The sequence below is a fragment of the Rhodococcus sp. 06-1460-1B genome, assembly GCF_002258475.1.
Classification (GTDB): Bacteria; Actinomycetota; Actinomycetes; order Mycobacteriales; family Mycobacteriaceae; genus Rhodococcoides; species Rhodococcoides fascians.
The window spans coordinates 200,959-225,384 of the sequence record NZ_NOYS01000043.1 but is presented as its reverse complement, the minus strand read 5'-3'; the positions used below and the strand labels follow the sequence as shown (position 1 = coordinate 225,384).

21 protein-coding genes are annotated in these 24,426 nt (G+C 66.5%); 3 read left to right on the top strand and 18 right to left on the bottom strand.

The window, feature by feature from the left end:
• Positions 1-113: 113 nt before the first annotated feature.
• Entirely contained in the window at positions 114-1,790 is a 1,677-nt protein-coding gene (locus CH268_RS26205) for an Hsp70 family protein (protein ID WP_094666294.1), read from the top strand.
• Here CH268_RS26205 and tsaD read toward each other — a convergent pair.
• The 8 genes from tsaD to glmS all read right to left on the bottom strand — a co-directional run bounded on the left by tsaD (position 1,775) and on the right by glmS (position 10,256).
• On the bottom strand, positions 1,775-2,812 hold the full coding sequence (gene tsaD / locus CH268_RS26200; protein WP_032388218.1) for a tRNA (adenosine(37)-N6)-threonylcarbamoyltransferase complex transferase subunit TsaD: 1,038 nt from the start codon (positions 2,810-2,812) through the stop codon (positions 1,775-1,777). The genes CH268_RS26205 and tsaD overlap by 16 nt on opposite strands.
• Entirely contained in the window at positions 2,809-3,297 is a 489-nt protein-coding gene (gene rimI / locus CH268_RS26195) for a ribosomal protein S18-alanine N-acetyltransferase (protein WP_094666293.1), read from the bottom strand. The genes tsaD and rimI overlap by 4 nt, the downstream gene beginning before the upstream one ends.
• Positions 3,294-3,968, bottom strand: coding sequence for a tRNA (adenosine(37)-N6)-threonylcarbamoyltransferase complex dimerization subunit type 1 TsaB (tsaB, locus tag CH268_RS26190; RefSeq protein WP_094666358.1), 675 nt, complete (start codon positions 3,966-3,968; stop codon positions 3,294-3,296). Before tsaB ends, rimI begins: the two co-directional genes overlap by 4 nt.
• A 124-nt stretch (positions 3,969-4,092) precedes the next feature.
• Positions 4,093-4,620 (bottom strand): tRNA (adenosine(37)-N6)-threonylcarbamoyltransferase complex ATPase subunit type 1 TsaE, encoded by a 528-nt coding sequence (gene tsaE, locus CH268_RS26185; RefSeq protein WP_441346998.1) that lies wholly within the window; start codon positions 4,618-4,620, stop codon positions 4,093-4,095.
• Positions 4,613-5,626, bottom strand: a complete 1,014-nt coding sequence (locus CH268_RS26180) for an alpha/beta fold hydrolase (RefSeq protein ID WP_027496355.1) — start codon at positions 5,624-5,626, stop codon at positions 4,613-4,615. Before CH268_RS26180 ends, tsaE begins: the two co-directional genes overlap by 8 nt.
• 3 nt (positions 5,627-5,629) lie before the next feature.
• Positions 5,630-6,832 carry an alanine racemase gene (gene alr, locus CH268_RS26175; RefSeq protein WP_094666292.1) on the bottom strand — a complete coding sequence of 401 codons (1,203 nt, stop codon included), beginning with the start codon at positions 6,830-6,832 and terminating at the stop codon, positions 5,630-5,632.
• Between the two features lie 76 nt (positions 6,833-6,908).
• Positions 6,909-8,342: an NAD(P)H-hydrate dehydratase gene (locus CH268_RS26170; protein ID WP_094666291.1), complete on the bottom strand. Its 1,434-nt coding sequence runs from the start codon at positions 8,340-8,342 to the stop codon at positions 6,909-6,911.
• A gap of 51 nt (positions 8,343-8,393) precedes the next feature.
• On the bottom strand, positions 8,394-10,256 hold the full coding sequence (gene glmS / locus CH268_RS26165) for a glutamine--fructose-6-phosphate transaminase (isomerizing) (protein ID WP_094666290.1): 1,863 nt from the start codon (positions 10,254-10,256) through the stop codon (positions 8,394-8,396).
• Positions 10,257-10,355: 99 nt separating this feature from the next.
• On the opposite strand from glmS, the gene CH268_RS26160 reads away from it, so the two are divergent.
• A complete protein-coding gene (locus CH268_RS26160) occupies positions 10,356-11,216 on the top strand; it encodes a dienelactone hydrolase family protein (protein ID WP_032388212.1) in 861 nt (286 codons plus the stop codon).
• A gap of 283 nt (positions 11,217-11,499) precedes the next feature.
• Here CH268_RS26160 and CH268_RS28045 read toward each other — a convergent pair whose 3' ends face one another.
• Together CH268_RS28045 and CH268_RS26150 are read right to left on the bottom strand one after the other, a co-directional pair.
• Positions 11,500-13,398, bottom strand: a complete 1,899-nt coding sequence (locus tag CH268_RS28045; RefSeq protein WP_094666289.1) for a hypothetical protein — start codon at positions 13,396-13,398, stop codon at positions 11,500-11,502.
• Positions 13,395-13,700: a type VII secretion target gene (locus CH268_RS26150; protein ID WP_094666288.1), complete on the bottom strand. Its 306-nt coding sequence runs from the start codon at positions 13,698-13,700 to the stop codon at positions 13,395-13,397. Before CH268_RS26150 ends, CH268_RS28045 begins: the two co-directional genes overlap by 4 nt.
• A gap of 150 nt (positions 13,701-13,850) precedes the next feature.
• Between CH268_RS26150 and CH268_RS26145 the strand changes: the two genes are divergently transcribed.
• Positions 13,851-14,891, top strand: coding sequence for an LLM class F420-dependent oxidoreductase (locus tag CH268_RS26145; protein WP_027496347.1), 1,041 nt, complete (start codon positions 13,851-13,853; stop codon positions 14,889-14,891).
• Positions 14,892-14,912: 21 nt separating this feature from the next.
• On the opposite strand, the gene glmM is transcribed toward CH268_RS26145, so the two are convergent.
• The 8 genes from glmM to eccCa form a co-directional block, all read right to left on the bottom strand.
• Positions 14,913-16,259, bottom strand: coding sequence for a phosphoglucosamine mutase (gene glmM, locus CH268_RS26140; protein WP_094666287.1), 1,347 nt, complete (start codon positions 16,257-16,259; stop codon positions 14,913-14,915).
• A gap of 106 nt (positions 16,260-16,365) precedes the next feature.
• The gene (gene rpsI, locus CH268_RS26135; RefSeq protein ID WP_027496345.1) at positions 16,366-16,890 is read right to left on the bottom strand and encodes a 30S ribosomal protein S9; all 525 of its coding nucleotides are present in this window, start codon (positions 16,888-16,890) and stop codon (positions 16,366-16,368) included.
• The gene (gene rplM / locus CH268_RS26130) at positions 16,887-17,330 is read right to left on the bottom strand and encodes a 50S ribosomal protein L13 (RefSeq protein WP_027496344.1); all 444 of its coding nucleotides are present in this window, start codon (positions 17,328-17,330) and stop codon (positions 16,887-16,889) included. Before rplM ends, rpsI begins: the two co-directional genes overlap by 4 nt.
• A gap of 184 nt (positions 17,331-17,514) precedes the next feature.
• Entirely contained in the window at positions 17,515-17,856 is a 342-nt protein-coding gene (locus CH268_RS26125; RefSeq protein ID WP_027496343.1) for a TraR/DksA family transcriptional regulator, read from the bottom strand.
• A 112-nt stretch (positions 17,857-17,968) separates the two neighbouring features.
• On the bottom strand, positions 17,969-18,250 hold the full coding sequence (locus CH268_RS26120; protein ID WP_032365622.1) for a WXG100 family type VII secretion target: 282 nt from the start codon (positions 18,248-18,250) through the stop codon (positions 17,969-17,971).
• A 64-nt stretch (positions 18,251-18,314) separates the two neighbouring features.
• Positions 18,315-18,653 (bottom strand): WXG100 family type VII secretion target, encoded by a 339-nt coding sequence (locus CH268_RS26115; protein WP_032365623.1) that lies wholly within the window; start codon positions 18,651-18,653, stop codon positions 18,315-18,317.
• Between the two features lie 186 nt (positions 18,654-18,839).
• Entirely contained in the window at positions 18,840-20,336 is a 1,497-nt protein-coding gene (locus CH268_RS26110) for a type VII secretion-associated protein (RefSeq protein WP_094666286.1), read from the bottom strand.
• Positions 20,333-24,319, bottom strand: coding sequence for a type VII secretion protein EccCa (gene eccCa, locus CH268_RS26105; RefSeq protein ID WP_094666285.1), 3,987 nt, complete (start codon positions 24,317-24,319; stop codon positions 20,333-20,335). The genes CH268_RS26110 and eccCa overlap by 4 nt, the downstream gene beginning before the upstream one ends.
• Positions 24,320-24,426 lie beyond the last annotated feature (107 nt).

Sequence of the window (24,426 nt, the reverse complement as noted above, 5' to 3'; positions counted from 1 at the left end):
GTCCGAACGATAACGATCGACAGCCGTGCCACGACTCGACAGACAAGAGGCACTGCACGACATCGGCGGAACCGAACGGTTCTGACACACGGACAACGGGGCGGAGGTACACCATGCGGGTAGGAGTCGGTGTATCGACCGGATCCGAGGGCGTGTGCGCAGCCCTGGTCACCGTCGAATCCGACGGCAGCCATGCAGTCGAGTACCGCACCGTTTCGGCGGATCGCCAGGCGAAGATCGATGTCGGTGATCTCGTGACGTCCGCGGTCGAGCTGATGGCGTCCCTCGTTCCCGGCGACCGACAGCCCGATTCCATCGCAGTCACCTTCCGAACCGAAGAACATGCGGCGCGCATCCGCGCTGCACTCGCACACACCACGCGAGACGTTCGGCTCGTTCCGGAAGCCGCCGCCGCGTCGGCACATCTGGCCACCACCGGTCTGGTCGACGGGTACGACACCATCGCCCTGGTGGACCTGGGAGCCAGTGGACTGTCGGTGACCGTGGCCCGCCGGACCGACGGTGTCGTTCTGTCCTACGGCCGATCCGAGGCCATCGGCGGCGTCGTTCTCGACGCACTGGTCAAGGACCTCGTTCAGAACATGACGCTCGACAATCTGCGAGACGACATTCGCGACGACCGCGGAATCGGATCGGCGCGGTACCGGGCGATCAAAGAACTGCTCTCACACGAGAACGAAGCACGCATCGAGCGCTACAGCGGTGTACCGCTCACCGTGAGCCGCGCTGCATTCGAGACCGCTGCATCGCCCCTCTTCGACGAGGCAGCGCAGTTCGTGCGCAGCGTGTTCGACGAAAGCACACACGAACCCGAGGCCATCGTGCTGATCGGCGGCGGTGCCCACATCCCGCTGCTGGCCAAGTCTCTGGCCGACACGTTCCATGCACGCATCGTTCGCCTCCCCGAGCCGGATGCCGTGCTCGCCGTGGGCGCGGCCGTCGTCGCCGCATCGGTGACCGACAACGATTACCCCCTGGTCTCGGCCGCACGCCGGACTGCGGGCCGGATGGGTCGCTACTCGGGTGCGATCGCGGCGGCCGTCGTCGCAGGCGGGCTGGTCCTCGCCTACGGGCTGCAGACAATGACCCCGGCAGACGACCCCAGCGTGTCTCCTGCCGGTAGCGCCACCGAACCCGTCGCAGCCGGGGACGCAGGACAACCCGCAGCGGAGGGTTACTCGCCCGGCGATACGCCCACCTCCACCCATGACTCGGCAGACCCGGTCGGCCCCGCGGCGACCACGGTCGATTCCACGCGTCCGACGTCCGGACTCACCGCGTCCACCGCACCGACCAGCACGCCGACGCTGCGACCCGCTCCCGACCTCCCGCGTATCGACTGGCCCATGGATCCGGCACCGGAGTCGTCGTCGCCCGACGCGGGCACCAGCGTCACCGCCGAGCCGTCGACGCCGGTCTCGCCCGAGCCCACGACGACGCCCGCGCCGACCACCAGCTCGCCCGTCGAGCCGACCCCGGCCCCGGGTGAGACTCCGGGTCCCACGACGCCGTCCGGCCCGATCGAACTCAGCCCAGAACCGACACCTCAGCCCTCGGCAGGGTCGGTTCCGGAAAGCTCGGAGATACCGACCGGATCGATCACCGTTCCCACGACTGTCGTCCGTGGCTCGGATCCCACTCCGGAATTGACCGCTCCGCCGACGGTATGGTCACCACCGCCTCCGGTGTCCGGTCAGATCGTCGAGCCCCGAACGTCACCTGATACGGCTGCGCCACGGACCGCCGAGCCCGCTCAGCCGGGTACCTGACTGGTCGCGACCGACAGGCCGGGGTCCGTCACCGCTGTCAGAGCCGACGGTGCCGCGCCCCCGGCAACCAGGTGGGCACCGAGGGCGGCAATCATGACACCGTTGTCGGTACACAGCCGCGGCTTCGGAATTCGCAGCGTCAAACCCTGTTGCGCGCACCGTGATTCGATCAACGAGCGAATCCGCGAGTTGGCCGTTGCACCTCCACCGAGAACGACGGTATCGACGTTCACGTCGGTCGCGGCGCGAACCGCCTTCATCGTCAACACATCCGCAACGGACTCCTGGAACGACGCCGCGATGTCGGCGACCGGAATCGGATCTCCGGCCCGCTGACGGGCCTCGACGAAGCGGGCGACGGCCGTCTTGACCCCCGAGAACGAGAAGTCGTAGCGAGCGTCCCGTGGGCCGGTCATTCCGCGGGGAAAAGCAATTGCAGTCGGATCGCCTTCGCGCGCCGCATCGTCGAGCGCCGGACCGCCCGGGTAGCCCAGACCGAGCAGGCGGGCCACCTTGTCGAACGCCTCACCGGCCGCGTCGTCGACAGTGGTACCCAGTTCCGCGATGGGCCTGGAGAGATCGTCGACGTGCAACAGATGAGTATGGCCACCGGAGACCAGAAGTGCCACGCACGACGGCATCGGACCGTGCTCGAGGGTGTCGACCGCGACGTGGCCGCCCAGATGATTGACGGCGTAGAAAGGAACATCCCATGCCGCTGCGTAGGCCTTGGCAGCGGCAACTCCGACCAGCAAGGCACCGGCAAGTCCTGGTCCGATGGTCACTGCGACCGCGTCGGGACGATCGATGTCGGCGGCGGCGAGAGCGCGGCGCATCGTCGGAACCATGGCCTCGAGGTGGGCCCTCGACGCCACCTCGGGCACCACTCCGCCGTACCGGGCGTGCTCGTCGACACTGGATGCCACCTCGTCGGCCAGCAACTCGCACACACCCGAGTCGCGCCAGCGAACGATGCCGACTCCTGTTTCGTCGCAAGAGCTTTCGATACCCATGACGATCATCGGGCAGCCTCCGTCTTCTCCGGCCGACGCATGGTGAACGCATCGGCTCCGCTGGGCTGGTAGTACTTCGCCCTGGTACCCACGATCTCGAAGCCCTCACGTCGGTACAACTCGATGGCCGGGTCGTTGTCGGTGCGCACCTCGAGAAACACCGGCCCACCGTGATCGTCGGCGACGCGCAACAATTCGCTCAACAGTCGTCCGCCGATCCCCCGGCGATGGTGCACGGGATCGACACCGATGGTGTGCACCTCGGCCTCACCGACGACGAATGCGCCGCGGCTCGGTTGCCCCAGCAGAGAGATTCCCGCGTAACCGACGATCTCGCCGGCCTCCCTCGCCGTGACGTAATGATTGTGCGGCGCAGCCAGTTCCGCCACGAATGCGTCTGCCGACCACGGGTCGTCACCCTCGAAGAGAACCGTCTCGAGATACGCGCATCGTGCGCAGTCGTGCACCGTCATCGGTTCGATCGTCACCGTCATGGCGCGGCCTTCTCCGCAGCCCGTTCGGCGAGTGTCTTCGCGTCCGGGCGCCGCAGATAGAGCGGAACGAGCGGTCCCGGTACAGTCCCGCTGCCGATGTCGGTGGCAGCCACCCGGACCAGACCTGCCGGGGACGGGGCCTGCACGTCACGCACCGGCAACCCGAACAGTGCGGCATGCGGCGCGGAACCGGCAACGGCGTCGACACCTCCGTGCTCCAGTTCGGCCGGAGCGATCACGTCGGGGCCTGCTACCCGAACCCCGGCTTCGTAACGTGCCCAATAGATTTCGCGACGACGTGCGTCCGTGACCACCAACAGCGATCCGGATTCGTCGACGTCTGCCGCGATCGCGTCGAGACTGCAGACACCGTGGACCGGCAGTCCGAGCGCATCACCGAATGCAGCCGCGGTCGCCATCCCCACCCGCAGGCCGGTGTACGGACCGGGGCCCACCCCCACGACGACGGCCGCGAGATCGGCAGCCACGATTCCGGCCTCGGCCAGGCACTCGAGGATGTGAGGAGTCAGAACCTCGGCGTGCGATCGCGCGTCGACCTTGATGCGGGTGGCGACGGTGGTGACATCGGCCCCGTCGGCAGCGGAGTCGGACAACCGCACCACACCTGCGGTGACGGCAGGGGTCGAGGTGTCCACGGCAAGTACGAGCACGAGGATCAAGGCTACCCGCCCGGTGGCCGCACCCAGCACTCCCGTAGCCGCGGCACCACGAACCCGGGATACCCGCATCGCACGCTTCGTCGAGTGCCGTTACGGGCGCGCCGGGTTTCGGTGCTCACTCGGGTAGGCGGCCGAGCGCATCGCCATTCACCCGTCGAGCACTCACCCTTCGGACGTCCGATTCCGGATCGCGTGACAAGCGCACGGAGACATGCTGATCCGTCAGGGTCTCCACCACGCCCTCGCCCCACTCGACGACGACGACGGCGTGCTCGAGATCGGTATCGAGGTCCAACGCGTCCAGCTCGTCGAGCGCGGACTGTCCCGTCATACCCAGACGGTAGGCGTCGACGTGCACGAGGGCGACAGGCGGTAAACCGTTGGGGCGCACGCCTGGTCGATGCTCGCGGGCGATGACGAACGTCGGTGAGGTGACGCGACCGTGCACTCCGAGACCCGCCGCGATCCCCTTGGTCATCGCGGTCTTCCCCGCACCGAGCGGACCGTCGAGTACGACGAGATCGCCGGCGACCAGAATGTCCGCGAGCCGAGCACCGAACTCGGCAGTGTCCGTCGCCGTCGCCAGTTCGGCCTCGACGGGCAGGTCGAGCCGCGAGTTCGGTGGACTCTCGGAATCAGACAACGCCCCACCGCTTCTTCTTGGGCTCCGATGCTCGCGCCACCAGGCGAAGGATCGCACCGTTGACCTGTTCGGGGAACTCCAACTGCACCAGGTGCCCACCTTGACGCACCCGCACCATCTCCGATTTCGGCAGGGCGTCGGTAAGTGCTTCCGAACTCGCGAAGGGAATGATCCAATCCTCGTCGCCGCACACCACCGACACCGGAATGTTCTCGAATTCCGCCAGAGCCGCCGACTCGTCGTGCAGTTCGAGGGTCTCGAGAAAATTCACGATGGTGACAACGGAGGTGTCGTCGATCATCGACTGCGAGAATGCCACCAGCCGAGGAGACACCCGCGTTCCGTACGAGGCCGCGCGCAGCACCGGTGAAATGATGGCGCGCACCGCTCCTCGCCCGAATTGCACCAGGCCGGGTGACGTGCGTACAGCCAGTCGAAAAGCATCGACCGCCGGATTCTGCAGGCTGCGGCCGACTCCCGTCTGTGCGAGGCCGGCAGCCGTAGTGGAGATCAGCACGGCACCGATCACTCGCTGCCGGACGACGGACGACCGCTGGCGCGCCATGGAAAGAATCGACATGCCGCCCATCGAGTGCCCGACCAGGACGATGCGTCCCTTGGGCACGACCGAACGGATGACCGCGTCGAGGTCGAGGCCGAGCTGACCGATGGTGCAACTGCTTGCACTGGGCACCCCGGAGCGGCCATGACCGCGCTGGTCGTAGAACACCATGCGCACGCTCGAACCCCACTGCTGTTCGAGCGCACGTCGTTGGAAATGCCACGACGACATGCGCAGGCAGTATCCATGCACGAACACGACGGTCAGTTGTGCATCCGCCGGCCCCACCTCGCGGACCGCCAGCGGAACACCGTCGTCCGCCGTGACGATACTGCCTCGATCGGCGTCCATCAGGTCGAGATTCTCGGTTGCCAGCGGATCCTTGTTGGATCGAAACGCCGTCTCCCGCACCACTATCGCAAGACTCTCCAGCAATCCCAGCATGGCCTACTTCGTCGCCTCCCCTGAGCCCGTGCCGACGAAACGACGTCGAACACGTCCACGAACGCCGGTGACGACCTCGTAGCCAATGGTGTCGAGCGCATCCGCCCAATCCTGAGCGTGCGGCTCTCCGCTGTCCCCCGGCCCGAACAGTATCGCCTCGTCGCCGATGGCGACACCCGAGCTGTCGCCGCCGAGATCGACGACGAATTGGTCCATGCACACGCGCCCCACCGACGGGTAACGACGACCGTCGATGGTCACCTCGAAACGACCGCTGAGTCGGCGCACGACCCCGTCGGCATAACCTAGCGCCACCAGTGCGACCACGGTGTCGGTCGGAGCTGTCCAGGTGTATCCGTACGACACCGATTCACCTCGGTTCACCTTCTTGATGTGGGCCACCTGCGCGGACAATGTCATGACCGGACGCAAGCCGAAATCTCCCATATCGGGCACCGGCGACAGGCCGTACAGCGCAATACCCGGGCGCACCATGTCGAAACCGAGGTCCGGCCTGGTCAGCGTTGCCGCCGAGTTGGACAGATGCACGACGGTCGGCGAGATACCGCGCCGGCCGGCGCGCGCAACAGCGTCGCGGAGCCGCTCTGCCTGGGCGTCGTTGGCCGGGTGATTCGGTTCGTCGGCACAGGCAAGATGCGAGAACATCCCCGTCAATCGCACGGACCCCTCGGCGACGGCCGACGCGGTGGCATCCAGGACGACGTCGAGGTCCGCCCGCGCAACGCCGTTGCGATTGAGGCCGGTATCGATCTTGAGCGAGAGGTCGGCAGTGAGACCGGTCCGCCTGGCTGCGGCGATCACCGAGTTCAGCTGGCCGGCCGTGGAGACCCCGACTCCGATGTTCTCGGCGATCGCAGCACCGAAGTCCGAATCGGCCCGGTGCAGCCACGCCAGCACCGGCACGGTGATTCCGGCTGCGCGCAGTTCGAGGGCCTCGCCGATGGTCGTGACCCCGAATTCGTGCACGCCGGCCGCGACGGCAGCGTGTGCCACGGGGCCTGCCCCATGGTTGTAGGCGTCGGATTTCAGGACGGCCATCACGGCGGCGTCGCCTGCGACTTCCTGCAGAACCCGGACATTGTGGGCCACGGCATCGAGATCGACGGTTGCCAGAGCACCCGAATCCGTCCGCGGATCGGTCTCCACGTCGCCGTTACCGATAGTCACAACATTCGATAGTGCCATCCCTGCCGCACACACCACGGATCAGGTGGCACAACTCATGACACACCGTTAGGTCGGCCGGCGAGCCCAGTGCAGCTCAGACAGCGACCGAGCGGACCGTCCGGATGGCTTCTCGCAGGCTGTTCGACAACGGTGTCGCCGAGATCGGGGCGGCGAATTCGCCATCGGCTCCGTGCGCGGCATGGGCTGCGGCCAGTGCGTGCACCTTGGCCCCGCACGCGGCCGCGGTCGACGGTGCCATTCCGGTTGCGAGCAGGGCACCGAGGACGCCGGACAGCACGTCCCCGGATCCGGCGGTGGACGCGGCGGATCCGCCCGCGTCACTGACGAACGCGGTGCCGTCCGAGTCGGCGACGACCGTCGCGCGGCCCTTGAGCAGCACGGTGACGCCCCACCGAGCGGCGAGGCCTCGTACGGCCGCGACGCGGTCGGGACCGGGTTCCGATCCGGTCAGGCGGGCGAACTCCCCGGCGTGCGGGGTCAACAGCGTCGGTGCAGTGCGATCGACGACCCACTGCTCGTTGTCCGCGAGGATCGTCAATGCATCGGCGTCGACGACCACCGGCAGATTCGATTCGAGAACTCGACGCACGATGTCCGCCGAGGAGTCGTCCGTGCCGAAGCCGGGGCCGACGACCCACGACTGCACCCTCCCCGCTGCATCCAGATCCGGTGCGACGACGACCTCCGGGTGATGCGAGACCACTTCTGCGCCGGCACTTCCCACGTACCGAACCATCCCGGACGTGGCGGCGACGGCTGCGCCGACACACAGCAACGCGGCCCCGGGATACGTGGCGCTGCCGGCCAACACGCCGACGACTCCCTGCGAGTACTTGTCGTCCGACGCGGTGGGAATCGGCCAGATTCGGCCAACGTCGGCCGGCTCGAAGGACTCGATCTCGGGCGTCGGCAGGGTCAGCCCGATGTCGACCACGTCGATTCGGCCACAACGAGGTACGGCCAACACGTGCACCGGTTTGCGAGCGCCGAACGTGACGGTGACATCGGCGGTCACCGCCGGTCCCGACACCTCACCGGTTTCTGCATCGACGCCACTGGGAATGTCCACGGAGACAACGGGCGCGGTGATCCGATCGACCATCCCGGCAGCGTGGGGACGCAGCGGACCCTTCCCGGATATCCCGACGATGGCGTCGATGACGAGGTCCGGATCGTCCGGCTCCGTGACGACCCGTCCCCCCGAGGCTCGCAGGGCCGCAAGACCTTCGGTGTGCGCACGGTCCGGATCGAGCAGCAGCGCGGACACTGCGACGCCGCGCCTGCGCAGGAACGCACCTGCCCACAGGCCGTCTCCGCCGTTGTCTCCCGATCCGACCAGTATCAGTACCCGTCGCCCCGCGACGCCGCCGGTTCGCGAGAAGAGCTCGCGCGCCACCACCGAGGCCAAACCGTACGCAGCGCGGCGCATCAACGTGCCGTCGGGCAACGATTGCAGCAGCGGAGCCTCGGCGTTCCTGATCTGCTCGGGTGTGTAGTAGCCGCGCATGCCGAGGTCCTCCCGCTCGTGCCGTCAAGTGTGTCGAGCCCGCCGGTCCTTCTACTCGACCGTGACGGACTTGGCCAGATTTCGCGGCTTGTCCACGTCGTAGCCGCGCGCCTGAGCGACCTCGGCTGCGAAGACCTGCAGCGGAATCGTCGAGAGCAACGGCTGCAGCAGTGTCGACGCCGCCGGGATCTCGATGAGGCTGTCCGCGAAAGGCCGGACCGCTTCGTCGCCCTCCTCCGCGATGACGACCGTCCGAGCGCCGCGGGCCTGGATCTCGCGGATGTTGCTGAGCATCTTCGAGTGCAGCACCGCACGGCCCTTGGGCGACGGCATGACGATGATGACCGGAACGCCGTCCTCGATCAACGCGATCGGACCGTGCTTGAGCTCACCGGCGGCGAATCCCTCCGCGTGCATGTAGGCGAGCTCCTTGAGCTTGAGCGCGCCTTCGAGTGCGACGGGGTAACCGACATGTCGACCGAGGAACAGGATGGTCGACGACGTCGACAGCTCGCGCGCGAGCGCACGCACCGGCTCGACCGTCTCGAGCACCCGCTGCACCAACTCCGGCATCGCTTCGAGTTCGGCGAACTCGCGCGCCACCTCGTCCGGGTACTTGGTGCCGCGCGCCTGCGCCAGAGCCAAGCCGACGAGGTAGTTCGCGGTCACCTGGGCGAGAAACGCCTTGGTCGACGCGACGCCGATCTCCGGACCTGCACGCGTGTACAGAACTGCGTCGGCCTCGCGGGGAATCTGCGAGCCGTTGGTGTTGCACACCGCAAGAACGCGCGCCTTCTGGTCCTTGGCGTGCCGCACTGCTTCGAGGGTGTCGGCGGTCTCGCCGGACTGCGAGATGGCCACGACCAGGGTCGACCGATCCAGTACCGGGTCGCGATAGCGGAATTCGCTGGCCAGTTCCACTTCCACCGGCAGCCGGGTCCAGTGCTCGATGGCGTACTTGGCGAGCAGACCCGAGTGGTAGGCGCTGCCACAGGCGACGACGAACACCTTGTCGACGTCACGCAGTTCCTGATCGGAGAGACGCTGCTCGTCGAGCACGATCCGGCCATTGTCGAAGTGGCCGAGCAACGTGTCGGCCACGGCGGCGGGCTGCTCCTGGATTTCCTTGAGCATGAAGTAGTCGTGGCCGCCCTTCTCGGCGGCCGCGAGGTCCCAATCGATCCGGAACGGACGCCCCTGCGCCTCGTTGCCCTCGAAATCGCTGATGTCGTAGCCATCGGCCGTGATGACGACGACCTGGTCCTGCCCGAGTTCGACGGCGTCGCGCGTGTGCTCGATGAATGCAGCGACATCGGACCCGAGGAACATCTCGCCGTCGCCGACTCCGAGCACCAGAGGCGTGGAACGACGAGCCGCGACGATCGTGTCCGCGTGATCGGAATGAGTGAAGACCAGCGTGAACGCACCTTCGAGGCGACGCAGCACCGCCTTCGCACTGGCGACGAAATCGCCCGCGGTAGGCCCGTCCGCGTATGCCCGAGCGACGAGGTGGACAGCGACCTCGGTATCGGTGTCGGACAGGAACTCCACACCCGCCGTTTCGAGTTCGGCACGCAGCGGACCGAAGTTCTCGATGATGCCGTTGTGCACCACCGCCACCGTTCCGGACGCGTCGCGATGTGGGTGAGCGTTGCGGTCGGTCGGACGCCCGTGCGTCGCCCACCGCGTGTGTCCCATGCCGGTGGTCCCGACGAACGTATCGGTGCCGATGTCGTCCAATTCGGCCTCGAGGTTTGCCAGCCGCCCGGCCTTGCGCTCCACCGCGGTAGAGCCCGCGCCGTCCAGTATCGCGATTCCTGCGGAGTCGTAGCCCCGATATTCCATACGCCGAAGCGCCTCGACCACCACACCCAAAGCTGGGCGGTGGCCGACATATCCAACGATTCCGCACATGGTGCATCAGGGTACTCGGCACGACGCGCACGACCCATTCGCTCAGGTCGCCGTGTCCGGCGTCCCCATACCCGAGCACATTCGGTAGCGTCATCTCTCGTGGCGAAACCGAAGAAGCTGGCATCTGCTCTCTCCAAGCGTGGCCCGCACAAGGTACTGAGAGGGAACCTGGCCCTGGCCGGGCAACCTGGCGTCGTCTACACCCCGGCCGAAGGCTTCGGCCTGCCCGGTGTGGCGTTCGCGCACGGTTGGATGCTGCGCCCCGGCAGTTACACCGACACTCTGAAGCACCTGGCGTCGTGGGGGTTCGTCGTGGCAGCACCCGACACCGAGCGTGGCCTCGTGCCCTCGCACCGCGGACTCGCCACCGACCTGGGCACTGTGCTCGACATCATGACCGGCGTTCGCCTGGGTTCGGGCAACATCAGCGTGCATCCCGAGAATCTGGCCACAGTCGGTCACGCGATGGGCGCCGGGACCGCCGTACTCGCTGCCTCCCGACGACCGGATGTCAAAGCGGTCGCCGCCCTGTTTCCGGCACCGACGGCACCGTCGTCCGAGGACGCCGCCGCAGGCCTCGACGTGCCCGGACTGGTCGTCGGCGACAGCTCGAACGCAGATTCGCTCAACGACAATTCACTGGCTCTCGCCCAGGCCTGGCACGGACCATCCGTCCTCCGACGGATCGACGGTTCGACGGCAGACGGATTCGTCGAAGGCCGGCGAATGCTCCGCGCACTGGGAGTCAACAGCTCCGACCGCAAGACCCAGCAACGCACCCGCGCTGCACTGACCGCATTTCTGCTCTACCACCTGACCGGCGACTCCGACTACGAGGAATTGGCCGGAACGAACGGCGACATCGCCGGCACCCGTGCTGTCGATCCTCACGCGCCGCTGACCGAGCAGCCCAAGCCAAAGGCGACCGCCTCGATCAAGGCTCTACTGGGACGCGGCTGACCCTTCCGGGTTCGGCGTCGTCACACCAGCCACGATCGGGGTTGCTCGTCGGGGTCCGGTTCGACGTGTGGTGCGCCGTGCCGCCGATCCAGGTGAGCCGGGCGCAAAACCGAGCCCGCTGCCGACCGAGTGTCGCTTCCGCTCAACGGGTCCGAAACCCCCTGCCCCACATCGGTTCTCGCCGGTTCTCTTGGATTTCGTAGCCGTTCGGCGGCATCCGCCATCGCCGACCGATGCGCGTCGCGAATACGGTGCAGTTCACGACGCCACGCGGGGTCCGAATTCACAGTGCACCCGCCTCGCTCAAGCCCGCGCCGGATCCCGCCGAGCTGGGCTGAGGTTCGGTGACTGGAGGGGCCACGGGAGCTGCAGGTACCTCATGAGTCTCGTTCGGGCCCTGCCGGACGGAGTGCTCCTCGTCCGAAGTTTCAGGAACGCATACCTCCGGTGTATCCGCGGTCGTTGCAGGCGGAAGGTCGGTCGGTGCACTACCTACCTGCGGCTCGTCGGCCGGTGCGACATCCACCGGCGGTGAGGTCGCTGTGTTCGGCTCGGGAGCGCCGGACTCGGCAGAAGGAGGTGCCGGTTCGATCTCGGGTTCTGCATCGGGAGCGGTCCGATCCCCCGCGGCGGGCTCCGGCGGTTCCACGGTCGCCGAAGACCGGTTCGACACCCCGACACCGCTCGGATCGACGGTCCCGGGAACTTCGACGATCTCCGGCAACCCGAAGGGACCGACGCGCAACTCGAACGTGCGCACCCCGAGGCCCGGTGTCTCGAGTCGAAGCGATACGGCCCCATCGTGTTCGAGCGCGATACGGGCACGATGGCCGTCGAGTTCGGCCTCGAGATGGCCGCGCTCGCCGACGACCTTCGATGCATCACCGAATTCCGGCGACGGGATCGAAGCGGGCGGATCATCGAGCGTTGCAGTCGGATTGGGTTCTGCGGTGGGGTTGGGTTCTGAGGCGGGGTTGGGTTCTGCGGTGGGGCCGGATTCTGCGGTGGGGTCGGCATCGGTCTCGTCACTGACACTCCCGTCGCCGGTCGTGTCACCGAGCGCCTCGACAACCCGGTCCACGATGTCGTCCACTATGCCGTCGACGAGTCCGGCGACTGCATCGACCCGACTGTCTTCACGACCATTGTCGTTCTCGGTTTCGCCCCACGCTTTGGGACCGGTGGCACGTGCATCCGGAGCAGATGCCGGTTGCGCCGGCGGAGCCGAGGCCGGCACCTCGGACGGAGGTTGGGCTGTCGATGCGGGTCGGGTGACGGCTGCCTCTCCCCCGGCTCCGCCCGTGACCGCCGCTGGGGAGTTCTCGGGCGACGACCGCTCGCTCGAGTGCTCGGAAACAAGCAGCGGCACCCAGCTGCGCTCGTCGAGCTCGTCGAACACGGGGTGGACGACTTCCTCGATGACCTTCACCACCAGGGCCAAGCACTCTCGAACGGCCGTGTCCGTGGCCGTGCAGACAGACGAAACCGCTGCACACGCGCGTTGCACATGTGGCACGAACTCGCCCTCGATCCATTCTCGAGACCGGTCGGCGACCTCGGCCGCGAACTCGTCCGATACGTCTGCTCGCGCGAATTGCTCGGCCCATTCCGGAAACGCCGGTGCCAGGCGGGCGAACACGGTTGCCCGGTCGACCGGGACGCACTCGATGCCCGAGGCCAGCAGAAGCGCATCGATTCGGTCGGGATCGTGTCCTTCCACGGCGTCGGTATCGAGGCTTCCGACGAGCTCGGCCTTGTCGGTCACAGCCTCACGCAGTACGTCCACAGCCGCGTACATCGTCTGCAGCGCATCCTCGACCGAGTCGAGAAGCACCCCTGCTCTCTCCTGCTCGGTCGCCACATATCGCTGCGCCGTCTCACCGGCGTCACCGTGCCACCGCAGTCGGAGAACGATCAGAAGCTGCGCCTGCTCGTCCAATTGTTCGCCCAGCGCCCCAGCCATAGCCCCGACCGCATCTGCGTCGGACGTCAGAGCCTCCAGATTCAGGCCGCGCTGCTCGTCGTACCGTGCACACACCTCGTCGTAGCGCGGGACTTCGCTGCCGGACACGCGCTCGGCCAACGGCAGGAAACGCTCGAAATACAGCAGCCCGACGGCATTGGCGTCGAGAATCTCGTCGACCGATGCCGCCTCGGCGGGCGAAGTGGAAGACACGGTCACCGCAACGAGTCGATCGCGTGCGCGTCGACGTCGTCCTGTAGTTCGTACGCATTCATCGCAGCGACGAGGGCATCCGCGATGTCGTCGACCGACGATCGCCACATCCCGACGGCTCGTCCGAGCCCCGAATGGGCGTCGAGATAGGCCGCGCCCAGGTCTCCGTAGTTCCGTCCCGCGGCGGCGGTACCGAATGCCGATGATGCGATCGAATCGGCTGCCGCACCCAGGGCCTCCGCCGACGCCGTCATCGAGTCCGCCACCTCGCGCACGCGGACCGCGTCCACCCAGAATCCGTCGCTCATCGCCCGCCCGTTCCCGCTCGAAGTGCCCCTTTCCCACTATGACGTGCGCCGACTCCCATCGGTTCCCCGGCGAGCGGTAACGTCCCGATACGAAACGTCGGTAACAGACAACCGAGCAGCTCCACCAGCTACTCGAGAACGAGGAGTCCCATGCACATCGGAACGATGCTGAACTACAGCGGTGGTTTCACCGAGACCGTTGCCGAGGTAGCCGAACTCGAGAAGGCCGGCCTCGACATCATCTTCGTGCCCGAGGCCTATTCTTTCGACGCCGTCAGTCAACTCGGGTTCCTTGCGGCCAAGACGAGCACGATCAAGATCGCGTCGGGCATCTTCCAGATCTACACGAGAACACCGTCGCTGACGGCCATGACGGCCGCCGGCCTCGACTACGTTTCCGACGGGCGCTTCGTTCTCGGACTCGGCGCATCCGGGCCACAGGTCGTCGAGGGCTTCCACGGCGTCAAGTACGACGCACCCATCGCCAGAACCCGTGAGGTCATCGAGATCTGCCGCCAGGTGTGGCGTCGAGAAAAAGTGCAGTATCAGGGCAAGCACTACCAGATCCCGTTGCCGGCGGACAAGGGAACCGGCTTGGGCAAGCCACTGAAGCTGATCAATCACCCTGTGCGCGAACGCATTCCGGTCGTAATCGCCGCTCTCGGACCGAAGAACGTCGAGCTCACCGCGGAGATCGCAGAGGGCTGGCAGCCCATCTTCTACTTCCCGGAGAAGGCAGCCGACGTGTGGGGCGAATCGCTGGCCGCAGGCAAGGCCAAACGCGATCCGTCACTCGGCGAACTCGAGGTGTTCGCCAGTCCCACACTGGCCATCGGCGAGGACGCCGACAAGTACCTCCCCTGGGTCAAGCCGCACCTGGCGCTCTACATCGGCGGCATGGGAGCCAAGGGAAAGAACTTCTACAACTCCCTTGCTCAGCGCTACGGCTACGAAGCCGAGGCCGAGAAGATTCAGGATCTGTACCTCGCCGGCAAGAAAGAGGAAGCAGCAGCGGCGGTTCCGGACGAGCTCGCACGTTCGGTGAATCTCATCGGACCGGAGAGCTACGTCAAGGAGCGCGTGGCAGCCTTCGCCGAAGCCGGCGTGACGACACTCAACGTCGCACCGTTGGCCGAGGACACCGCAGGACGCGTCGCGCAGCTCACCGCCTTGCGAGAACTCACCGCCTGACGATCGGACACCGCCTGACGATCAGACCGCCGCGACCCGGCCCGCCAACTCCTCGGCGAGCCGGGTCGCGACGTCGAGTTCCGACGCTTCCACCATCACTCGCACGAGCTGTTCGGTCCCGCTGGGACGCAACAGAACTCGCCCCGATTGGCCGAGCTCGAGCTCGGCGACGGCCACGGCGTCCGACACCGACGGTGCCGACGCGACCGCAGCTTTGTCCGAGACACGTACGTTGATCAACACCTGGGGCAGCGTGCGCATCGGCGACGCCAGATCCGCCAGGGTGCGTCCGGTCCGGGCCATCCGCTCCATCACACGCAGCGCGGTCGCGATCCCGTCGCCGGTCGTCCCGATCGCAGGGAGTACGACGTGTCCGCTCTGCTCACCACCGAGTGCGTACCCTCCGCGGCGCAACTCCTCGAGGACGTATCGATCACCGACTGCGGTGGTACGCAACGTGATTCCCGCTTCGCGCATCGCGATGTGGAGCCCCAGGTTGCTCATGACGGTGGCCACCAACGTGTTGTCGGTCAGCGTGCCGTTCTCACTCATCGCGATGGCCAGCACAGCCATGATCGCGTCCCCGTCCACCACCGCACCGGAGGCATCGACCGCGAGGCAGCGGTCGGCGTCGCCGTCGTGCGCGATCCCGAGGTCGGCCCCGTGCTCGACGACAGCCTTCTGCAGCCCTTCCAGGTGCGTCGAACCACACCCGTCGTTGATGTTCAGCCCGTCGGGCTCGGCGTTGATCGCCACGACCGTCGCACCGGCCCGGCGGTAGATCTCCGGTCCGACCGTCGAGGCTGCACCGTGCGAGCAGTCCACCACGACCGTGACACCGTCGAGTCGGTGCGAGAGCGGTGCGACGAGGTGCTCGGCATAGAGCTCGGCAGCGTCGGGAGCGACGTCGATGCGACCGATGGCAGCGCCGGTCACATCGACCGACTTCTCGGTGCGGCCGTCCACCCCGAGCAACGCCTCGATGCGATCTTCCATGTCGTCGTCGAGCTTGTGCCCGCCTGCGGCGAAAATCTTGATTCCGTTGTCGGGCATCGCATTGTGCGAGGCGGAGATCATCACGCCCAGCGCCGCGCCGTATTCGCCGGTGAGGTAGGCGACCGCGGGGGTCGGCAGCACGCCCACGTCGATCACGTCGACACCCGAGGCAGTGAGCCCGGCCGACACTGCGGCACCGAGCATCGAACCGCTGATTCTGGGGTCACGGCCGACGACCGCTGTCCGTCGACCACCGTCGACATCCGGTGCCAGCACGGCGGCGGCAGCCCGGGCGATGGTCATGGCGAGCTCTGCCGTCAGGACCCCGCCTGCGAGTCCCCTCACTCCGTCGGTGCCGAACAATCGCGCCATGAATGAAGACCCCTTCGAACAGAGAGAACATCGTCGGAAAATGCCTCGAGGGCAGGCATCCGATCTTGCTGGAGCCTGCCCTCGAGGATGGAACGGGTAAGACGCGTCAGCGCTTGGAGTACTGCGACGCCTTACGGGCCTTCTTCAGGCCGTACTTCTTGCGCTCGACCGCACGCGCGTCACGCGTGAGGTAGCCGGCGGCCTTGAGAGCCGGGCGATCGTCCGGGGTGAGCTCGATCAGCGCACGCGAGATGGCCAGACGCAGCGCGCCTGCCTGTCCCGACGGTCCGCCACCGTGCAGCAGTGCCACGATGTCGAAGGACTCCGCGCGGTCGACCAGCACCAGAGGAGCCTTGATCAGCTGCTGGTGCACCTTGTTCGGGAAGTAATCCTCGAGGGTGCGGCCGTTGAGCTTGAATCCACCGGTGCCCGAGGACAACCGAACACGAGCGACGGCTTCCTTGCGGCGGCCGACGGTCTGGATCGGGCGATCGAACACGATGGGGGCCGGAGCTGCAGCAGCTTCGATTTCCGTGGCCACCTCGGGATCTTCCACTGCCACGAACTCGTCGGCGGCGATCTCTTCGATGTTCTCCTGCGACGTCACGTCATTTCCCTCCGGCGCCGTCACTGGGACACCTGCTTGATCTCGAACGGAACGGGCTGCTGAGCGGCATGCGGGTGGTTCGGTCCCGCGTAGACCTTCAGCTTGCTCGCGATGGCATTTCCGAGCTTGTTCTTCGGGATCATGCCGACAACGGCCTTCTCCACGAGACGGTCGGGGTTGTTCTCGAGCACCTGACGCGTCGAGCGCGACTTCAGACCGCCCGGATGGCCGGAGTGGTGGTGGTGGAACTTGCCATCGAGCTTGTTGCCACTGATGGCAACTTTCTCGGCGTTGATGATGACGACGAAGTCGCCACCGTCGACGTTGGGTGCGTAGGTGGGCTTGTGCTTACCGCGGAGCAGTGTCGCGGCCTGGACGGCGAGGCGTCCGAGCACGACGTCCGTGGCGTCGATCACATGCCACGTCCGGGTGGTATCCCCGGCCTTCGGGGCGTAAGTAGACACAGAAAATTCCTGTCTTCATGATGTCGCTGCTGGCCAAGACGTGTGGATGCCCTCGGCGGCCAGTTGAGACCCGAGGACAAGAGCTCTGTGCATCGAAGAAATGCGGCGAGCCCATACACGCCAACGGGGAACGATACCGGGAGCCGGCACCCAGGTCAAAACGCCTCCGACGCGGAAGACCGGCTCAGGACAGGCGAACGCACCGCACACAGCGGCGGGCCGCAGGCAATGCCTCGAGCCTGATCGCCGGTATCGACTCTCCGCACCGCTCGCACGTGCCGTACGTCCCGAGATCCCACCGCGTGGACGCGGCGTCGAGCTCGCGCATCTCGGACTCGGTGTCGGAGATCAGGGCTGCGATCTTGGCACGCTCGAAGGCGATGGTGGAACCCTCCGGGTCGTGTTCGTCGTCGTCGGTGGTCCACCGGCTGCCTTCGATGACCGACGCGAGCTCGTCGCGAAGGGAGTGCAGGCGGTGTTCGGCGCGAGAACGCTCGGCATCGATCGCCGTCCCGAAATCCGTCATCCGTCCAGTACACACCGCCACCGCAACCCACGCCAGGTGTCGCGCCCCCTCGACAGTCGTATGCCCCGACCGACAAGTGCCGATCGGGGCATACGACGCTCGTGGTCTACGGTCAGCGCGCCATGCGCGCCTTGTTCGCCATCTCCACCCCGTGCATGGCCTCGCCGCCGGTGCGGGCGGCCGCGACGAGGCTCGACAGAATGAGATTGAGCTCGTCGGATGCGGAGTTCCACTGACGCTGGAGTTCGTAGTAGGACGTCATCGCGTCGCCCTCCCACGATTCGTAGAGTCTCTTCGCAGTGCCGTCCACGTCGGCGAGAAGGTCTTTGGTCACGTTCGCCTGCTTGTTCATCGCCTCGGTCAACGCCGCGATCTGAGCGAAGTCGTACTTCATGTCGAATCAGTCTCCTAAATAGAGCTCGGTCGTGTGGTCGGCCGTTCGGTGGCCGGTCGTGCCGTCAGTTGAACGTGGTCAGTCCCGAACCGAGCGATCCCGCCACCTGATTCACAGCCGCCACGTTGTCGTCGTCCGCATCGGAGTAGCCGTGGCCGTTGGTCTTGATGTCCGCCGAGATCTGCTCGAGCGCGCTGCGCATCTTCTGGGCACTGGTGTCCCACTGCGACATGACATCCTGAAACGATTTGCCGGCCTTGCCCACCCATGCCTCGGCGGTCTGCTCGACGATGGAACGCACGGCCGAGTTGGACGCATCGATCGACACGCTCAGGCCCTCGATTGTCGCCCCGGCGGCAACGAGCTCCTGCGGTGTGACGGTGACGCCGTTCGACGAACCCATAGATTCCGGTCCCCCTGGATATCCCACTTCGACTCCTCTGCTTCGATTTTCGTATCCACGTACGCCCGCGGCGCACATGACGCTCGACGAGGGACCGCGTGCGGCCCGCTCACTCCCCTACATCTCCTTGGACGCAGCCACCCCTCGGTTCGGTTCCGGCATACGGCGAAAATCTGCGCGGCGGCCTCAACGCATCGGCACGATCTCCAGCGTCTGGGTGGCCAGATCACATTCGGTGTCGATCGCGGACGAGTCCGGTCCCTCGAACTGACAGCCGATGCTCACCTGCACATCCGATTCGACGAGCACACGCCACAACACTGTGGACGCATCGGCCGGCCGCTCGACGTACGAGATCCCCACCCGACCTCCGAAATCCCGGGCAGGCTCCAGCGATCCGATCGGGGAGTCGGGTCCACGCGCGTCGACTGCCGCACCGAGCTCGGACGCAACCTGTTCGAGCGTCGAGCCGGGCACCAGTTCCTGCACTGTGACGACGATGCGACGCTCGGGTGCTGTCGGCGGAATCAACACCATCCGGGACGGGTCCTCCATCCTGGTCCAGGTCGCCGGTAGTCGCAGCGACGCCCGGCCCGAGACGAACGTCGCCGACGGGATCACCGACGGTGACTCGCTCGACGCCGATACTGCTGTCGCCGAGGTCGTTTCGGTCGTGGGGGCGGCTTCGGTCGAGGAGGTGGATTCGGTCGTCGACACCGCCGGGGTGGCAGGCACCGCGAACGGCGGCGAGGTCGCGACGGCCACCTCTTCCGGAGACCGAAGGACGAACGTCAGTGCAACGACACCACCGGCAACGATGATCGATGCGGCCACCGCACCGAACACTCGAACCGGCCATCCACTTCTTCGCGGAGGTGGCACCGCGACGGTCACTTCGTCGAGCCATGCCGCCGAGCGCCCTGCCGCGGCTCGCCCTGGCGGGGCGGTCTCCACCTCCGCTCCCGCACGTCGATACAGAGACCTGGCGACGTCGAGTCCGGTCAGCCATCGTGCCGGATCTTCCGCAGCGGGGCTCGAGCTCGAACCCGACTCCGTCACGATGAAGATGTCCTCGGGACATTGCGACACCGACGATCGAAGGTAGTCGTCGGCTCGTCGTCGCCAGCTGTCGTCTCGTTCTCCGACAGCAAGTACTGCACCGATGTCGCCGCCGTGAGTTCCTGCTTCGTCCACCAGAACGACCGTCGTGTCGAGGGTGCCCACTTCGATCACCACCGCAGCAGCCGGTGCGCGTTCTCCCGCCGACGCGACCGCGGCGATCGCCGTCTCCACGACGACGACCTCGCTCGCCGACGCGGCGAACACGGCTCGGAGGAGCTCTCGACGCTCGTCGCACCACGTCGAGGGATGCGCGATCTCGAGCAGATCGAGTCGGTCGTGTATCCCGGCTCCCCGCAGCGCCGACCACACGATCCCGTGCACGACGTCGTCGCGATCCCACACTGCGTCGCCCACGAGGATCGATCGATCGTCGAGACACAGCAGCGGAGGGACCTCGGTGTCCGCGCCCGCCCGCCCGAAGACGAGTCGACCACCCTCCGATACCGCGTATGCGGATCCGACGTGTTCGCGTGGACCCTGCAGCGTCGCACCGGACGCGACGACAGAAATCTCCGAATGACTCAAATGCACAGCCGCGTAACGCCACTGCGGCCTCGTCAACTCGAGTGTCCGAGCTGCACGAGCGCGGGGCCGGACCGATCGACGAACACTCCACGTCCGGGCGGCATCGGGCTCGGACGCACGGTGCCGATCAAGCTCCCCTCATCTCGGCTCCCGCTCATGACCAATCCCGGAGTCACCAGGTCGCGTAGCCGCCCGATCACCGGGTCGAACAGTGCCCGCCCCGCCCCGCCCGAGCGACGCGCCACGATGAGGTGCAGTCCGATGTCCCGGGCGTGTGGCAGATGCTCGACCAAGGGCGACAACGGGTTCCCGGACGCGGTGGCCACCAGGTCGTAATCGTCGACGACGACGAACACCTCGGGCCCGTCCCACCACGACCGCTCTCGGAGCTGCTGCTGGGTCACGTCCGATCCCGGCATGCGCCTGCTCATTCTGCCTGCGAGATCGACGATCATCGCCGTCAACGTCGCCTGCGCGGCCGCATAGCCGGCCAGATGCTCGGAATCGACTGTGCCCAAGAGAGTTCGACGGTAGTCCGCCACGATCAGTTTCACCCGATCGGGTGGGTTCGCATCGACCAGAGATCGACAGATCCCCCGCAGCAGGGACGTCTTCCCGCATTCGCTGTCGCCGAAGACGACGAAGTGTGGGTTCTCGGCGAAGTCGACCGTCACCGGAGCCAGCTCGGCCTCGTCGATGCCGATCGGAACTCTCAGTTCTGCAACGGTGCCGCGGTCGCGAGGCCAGGTGCCACCGAGTCGATCGAGCACCTCCGACCGTTCGAGCATCTCCGGCAACATGCGGACCGGCGGGGCAGGCGGCCCCGTGGACGCTGCGGCGATCGCGGTGACGGACTCTGCCACAGCTCGGGACAGGTCGGCCACCGATCGACGGTCGTCGACCCGAGGCAGTGCGATCTGCAGGTGGAGACCGTCCTTGGTCATACCCCGGCCCGGTCGGCCCTGCGGCACACTGGCGGCTTTCGTTCGGCCGATGTCCGAGTCCGACGGATCTCCGAGTCGCAGCTCGAGCCGGGTCCCGATCAGATCCTTCGTTGCGGGCCTCACTTCTGCCCAGCGAGAGGCCGTCAGAACGAGGTGCAGACCGAATGCCAGTCCCTGGGTCGTCAGCGTCGCGATCTGTTGTTCGAGACTCTCGAAGTCCGATCTGATGGATTGCCATCCGTCGATCACCAGGAAGACGTCGCCGAACCGGTCGTTCGCATCGACCGGTTGCATCGCCCGCAGCCGCCGGAACTCGACCATGGAATCGATGCCGCGATCTCGAAAAGTCTTCTCCCGCTGACGAACGACAGCCGCGACCTCGGCCACGGTCCGGCGCACTCGGTCGACGTCCAATCTGTTGGCCACCGATCCGACGTGCGGTAGTTCGGCCAACCCGGCCAGCGTTCCACCCCCGAAGTCCAAGCAGTAGAACTGAACCTGAGCGGGTGTGTGCGTCATCGCCAGAGCCATGATCAGCGACCGAAGGGCCGTCGACTTCCCCGACTGCGGAGCCCCCACGATCGCCACGTGCCCGGCTGCACCGGACAGGTCGACGGTCAGCAGATCCCGCCGCTGATCGAACGGCCTGTCGATGATGCCGATCGGAGCACGAAGTGTGCTCAGCGAATCGACGCCGCCGCTCAGTACCGACCGAGGCAGTAAGCGGGTCAGTGTCGGTGCCTTGTCCAACGGCGGTAGCCATACCTCGTGGGCCGGCATACCGCGGCCTGCGATTCGGCCGACGACGACGTCGAGAACGGTCGCGCCGGTGTCGTCGTTCTCGACCGGATCCGGTTCGACCGCCGGCTCGACACGGACGTCGTTCTCGACGGGATCGACCACGACCGGATATGCGGTGAACGGCCTCGGACGGATGTCGACGCCCTGCGCGGCGGGTGCCCCCGCACTCGAACGTGGCGGAACGTACGGTCCGGACACGTAGGCCGCAGCGAAGCGGACGATCTCGGCCGAATCGCACTTGAGATAGCCGGCACCGGGCTGAGCAGGCAGGTGGTACGCGTCGGGAACACCGAGAACGGAACGTGACTCGTTGGCCGAGAACGTTTTCAGACCGATTCGATAGGACAGATGACTGTCGAGTCCGCGCAGCTTCCCTTCTTCCAGACGCTGACTGGCCAACAACAGATGCATGTGCAACGAACGTCCGAGCCGCCCGATCGCCACGAACAATTCCGCGAATTCCGGTTGCTGACTGAGCAATTCCGAGAACTCGTCGACCACCACGAACAGAGCGGGCAACGGCACCAGAGCAGCTCCCGCTGCGCGCGCCTTCTCGTAGTCGGACACATTGGCGAAGTTTCCGGCCGAGCGCAGCAACTCCTGCCGACGGTTCATCTCGCCGGCGAGGGCATCACGCATCCGGTCGACCAGAGCCAGGTCCTCGGACAGGTTGGTGATCACGGCCGCCACGTGCGGCGCGGCCTCGAGCCCCGCGAAGGTCGCCCCGCCCTTGAAGTCGACCAGTACCAGGTTCAACTGCTGCGGGGCGTGGGTGGACACCAATCCGAGAACGAGCGTACGCAGAAACTCCGACTTACCCGAACCCGTTGCGCCGATGCACAATCCGTGTGGACCCATGCCGTTCTCGGCAGACTCCTTCAAATCGATCTCGACCGCGCTGCCGTCGGGTGCGACGCCGATGGGTACCCGCAACCGGTCTCGACCGCGACGCACTGTCCACGCTCGATCCGTATCGAGCGCACCGACGTCGGCGATTCCGACGAGGCTGTTCCATCCTGACACTGCGGCCCCGTCGTCGGTGACGGTATCGACAGCGGAGGGCGACGACGGCGCGCGATACGGAGAAAGGCGTCGAGCAACGGCGTGTGCCTCGGTGGTACTCATCGCGTCCGCCACAGCGAAGACCTCGACTGCCGTGCCGCTGACCGCACCGATCGAGCCGTTCTCGACCACCAGCTGGAGCCCGCGACTTGCCGCCAGTCGCGTACACAACCCGGACAGGTCGACGATGGTGACGGAATCGAGGCCGGTGTCGGTGAGGTCGGTCGAACGGTTGGCAACCAGTCCGCCGTCCACCACGATCACCAACTGCGTGACCCCACTGTTCACCGACCCACGTGCGAAGCGATTCCGCATCGACAGGACGTCCCCCAGCGCGCTCTCGAGCTCGAGGACACTGCCGAAGATCATTCGCGCAGAACCGGCACCGTCTCGCAACACGTCGTGTTGTGTGTGCGGCAGCCACTTGGTCCATTCCCACTGCTCCACGGTGTCGGGGCCGCAGACGACGGCAACCGCGAGGTGGTCCGGTCCGTGAAAGGTACAGAGATAGGCGACCATCGAGCGCACCATCGCACGAGCGGCATCGCGATCCCCGGCTATCGACAGAGCGGCGAATCCCCTCAGCGACACGGCAATCGGCAACTCGGACACCACCGAGTGTGCTCGCACGAATCGGCGCAGCGACACCGCGGACACCGGTTCCAGCTCTTCCACAGGTCCGGTCTCGGGAGGCACGAGTCGGGTCGCCAAACGCTGATCGCCGAGCCCGACCCGCACGTGCGCGAAGTCGGCGTCCTGAGGCCGACGTTCCCACATACGCTGCGTTCCGGCCGTCGACCACAGAGTGCCCGGATCCGGATGGCTCCACTCGAGTGCCCTGCGCTGATCTCGCTCGGTGTCGGCGACGTCTCGTCGAAGCTGGTCGAGATACCGCAGATAGTCCTTACGGTCCTCGTTCGCCTCGGCGGTACGTGCTCCCCCGGACTTGCCCCCGCCGGCCAACATGCCCACCATCGACATCAGCATCATGGCTGGGAACATCAACATCATCGGGTTCGCTGCCGCACCGGAAGTGAACATGAGCGCAACCATTCCGACCATGGCGGCGACCATCACCAGCGGCATCAGCTTCATCAGGAGATTGCCGGGTACCGCGCGCGGCACGGGAGGCGGCGGTTGAAGTACGACCTCGCCGCCCGGTGACCGAGGTACTTCCCGGCGCGCGCTGCGAACGAAGCGCACGGTACTCATCGATCAGCCCCCACGGCCGCGCCCCCACAACTGCATTCGCGGCGACCTCCCCCCGAGGCCGCGTGGACGACAGGCTAACGCATGCACAACCGGAGGGTCCACAGTTG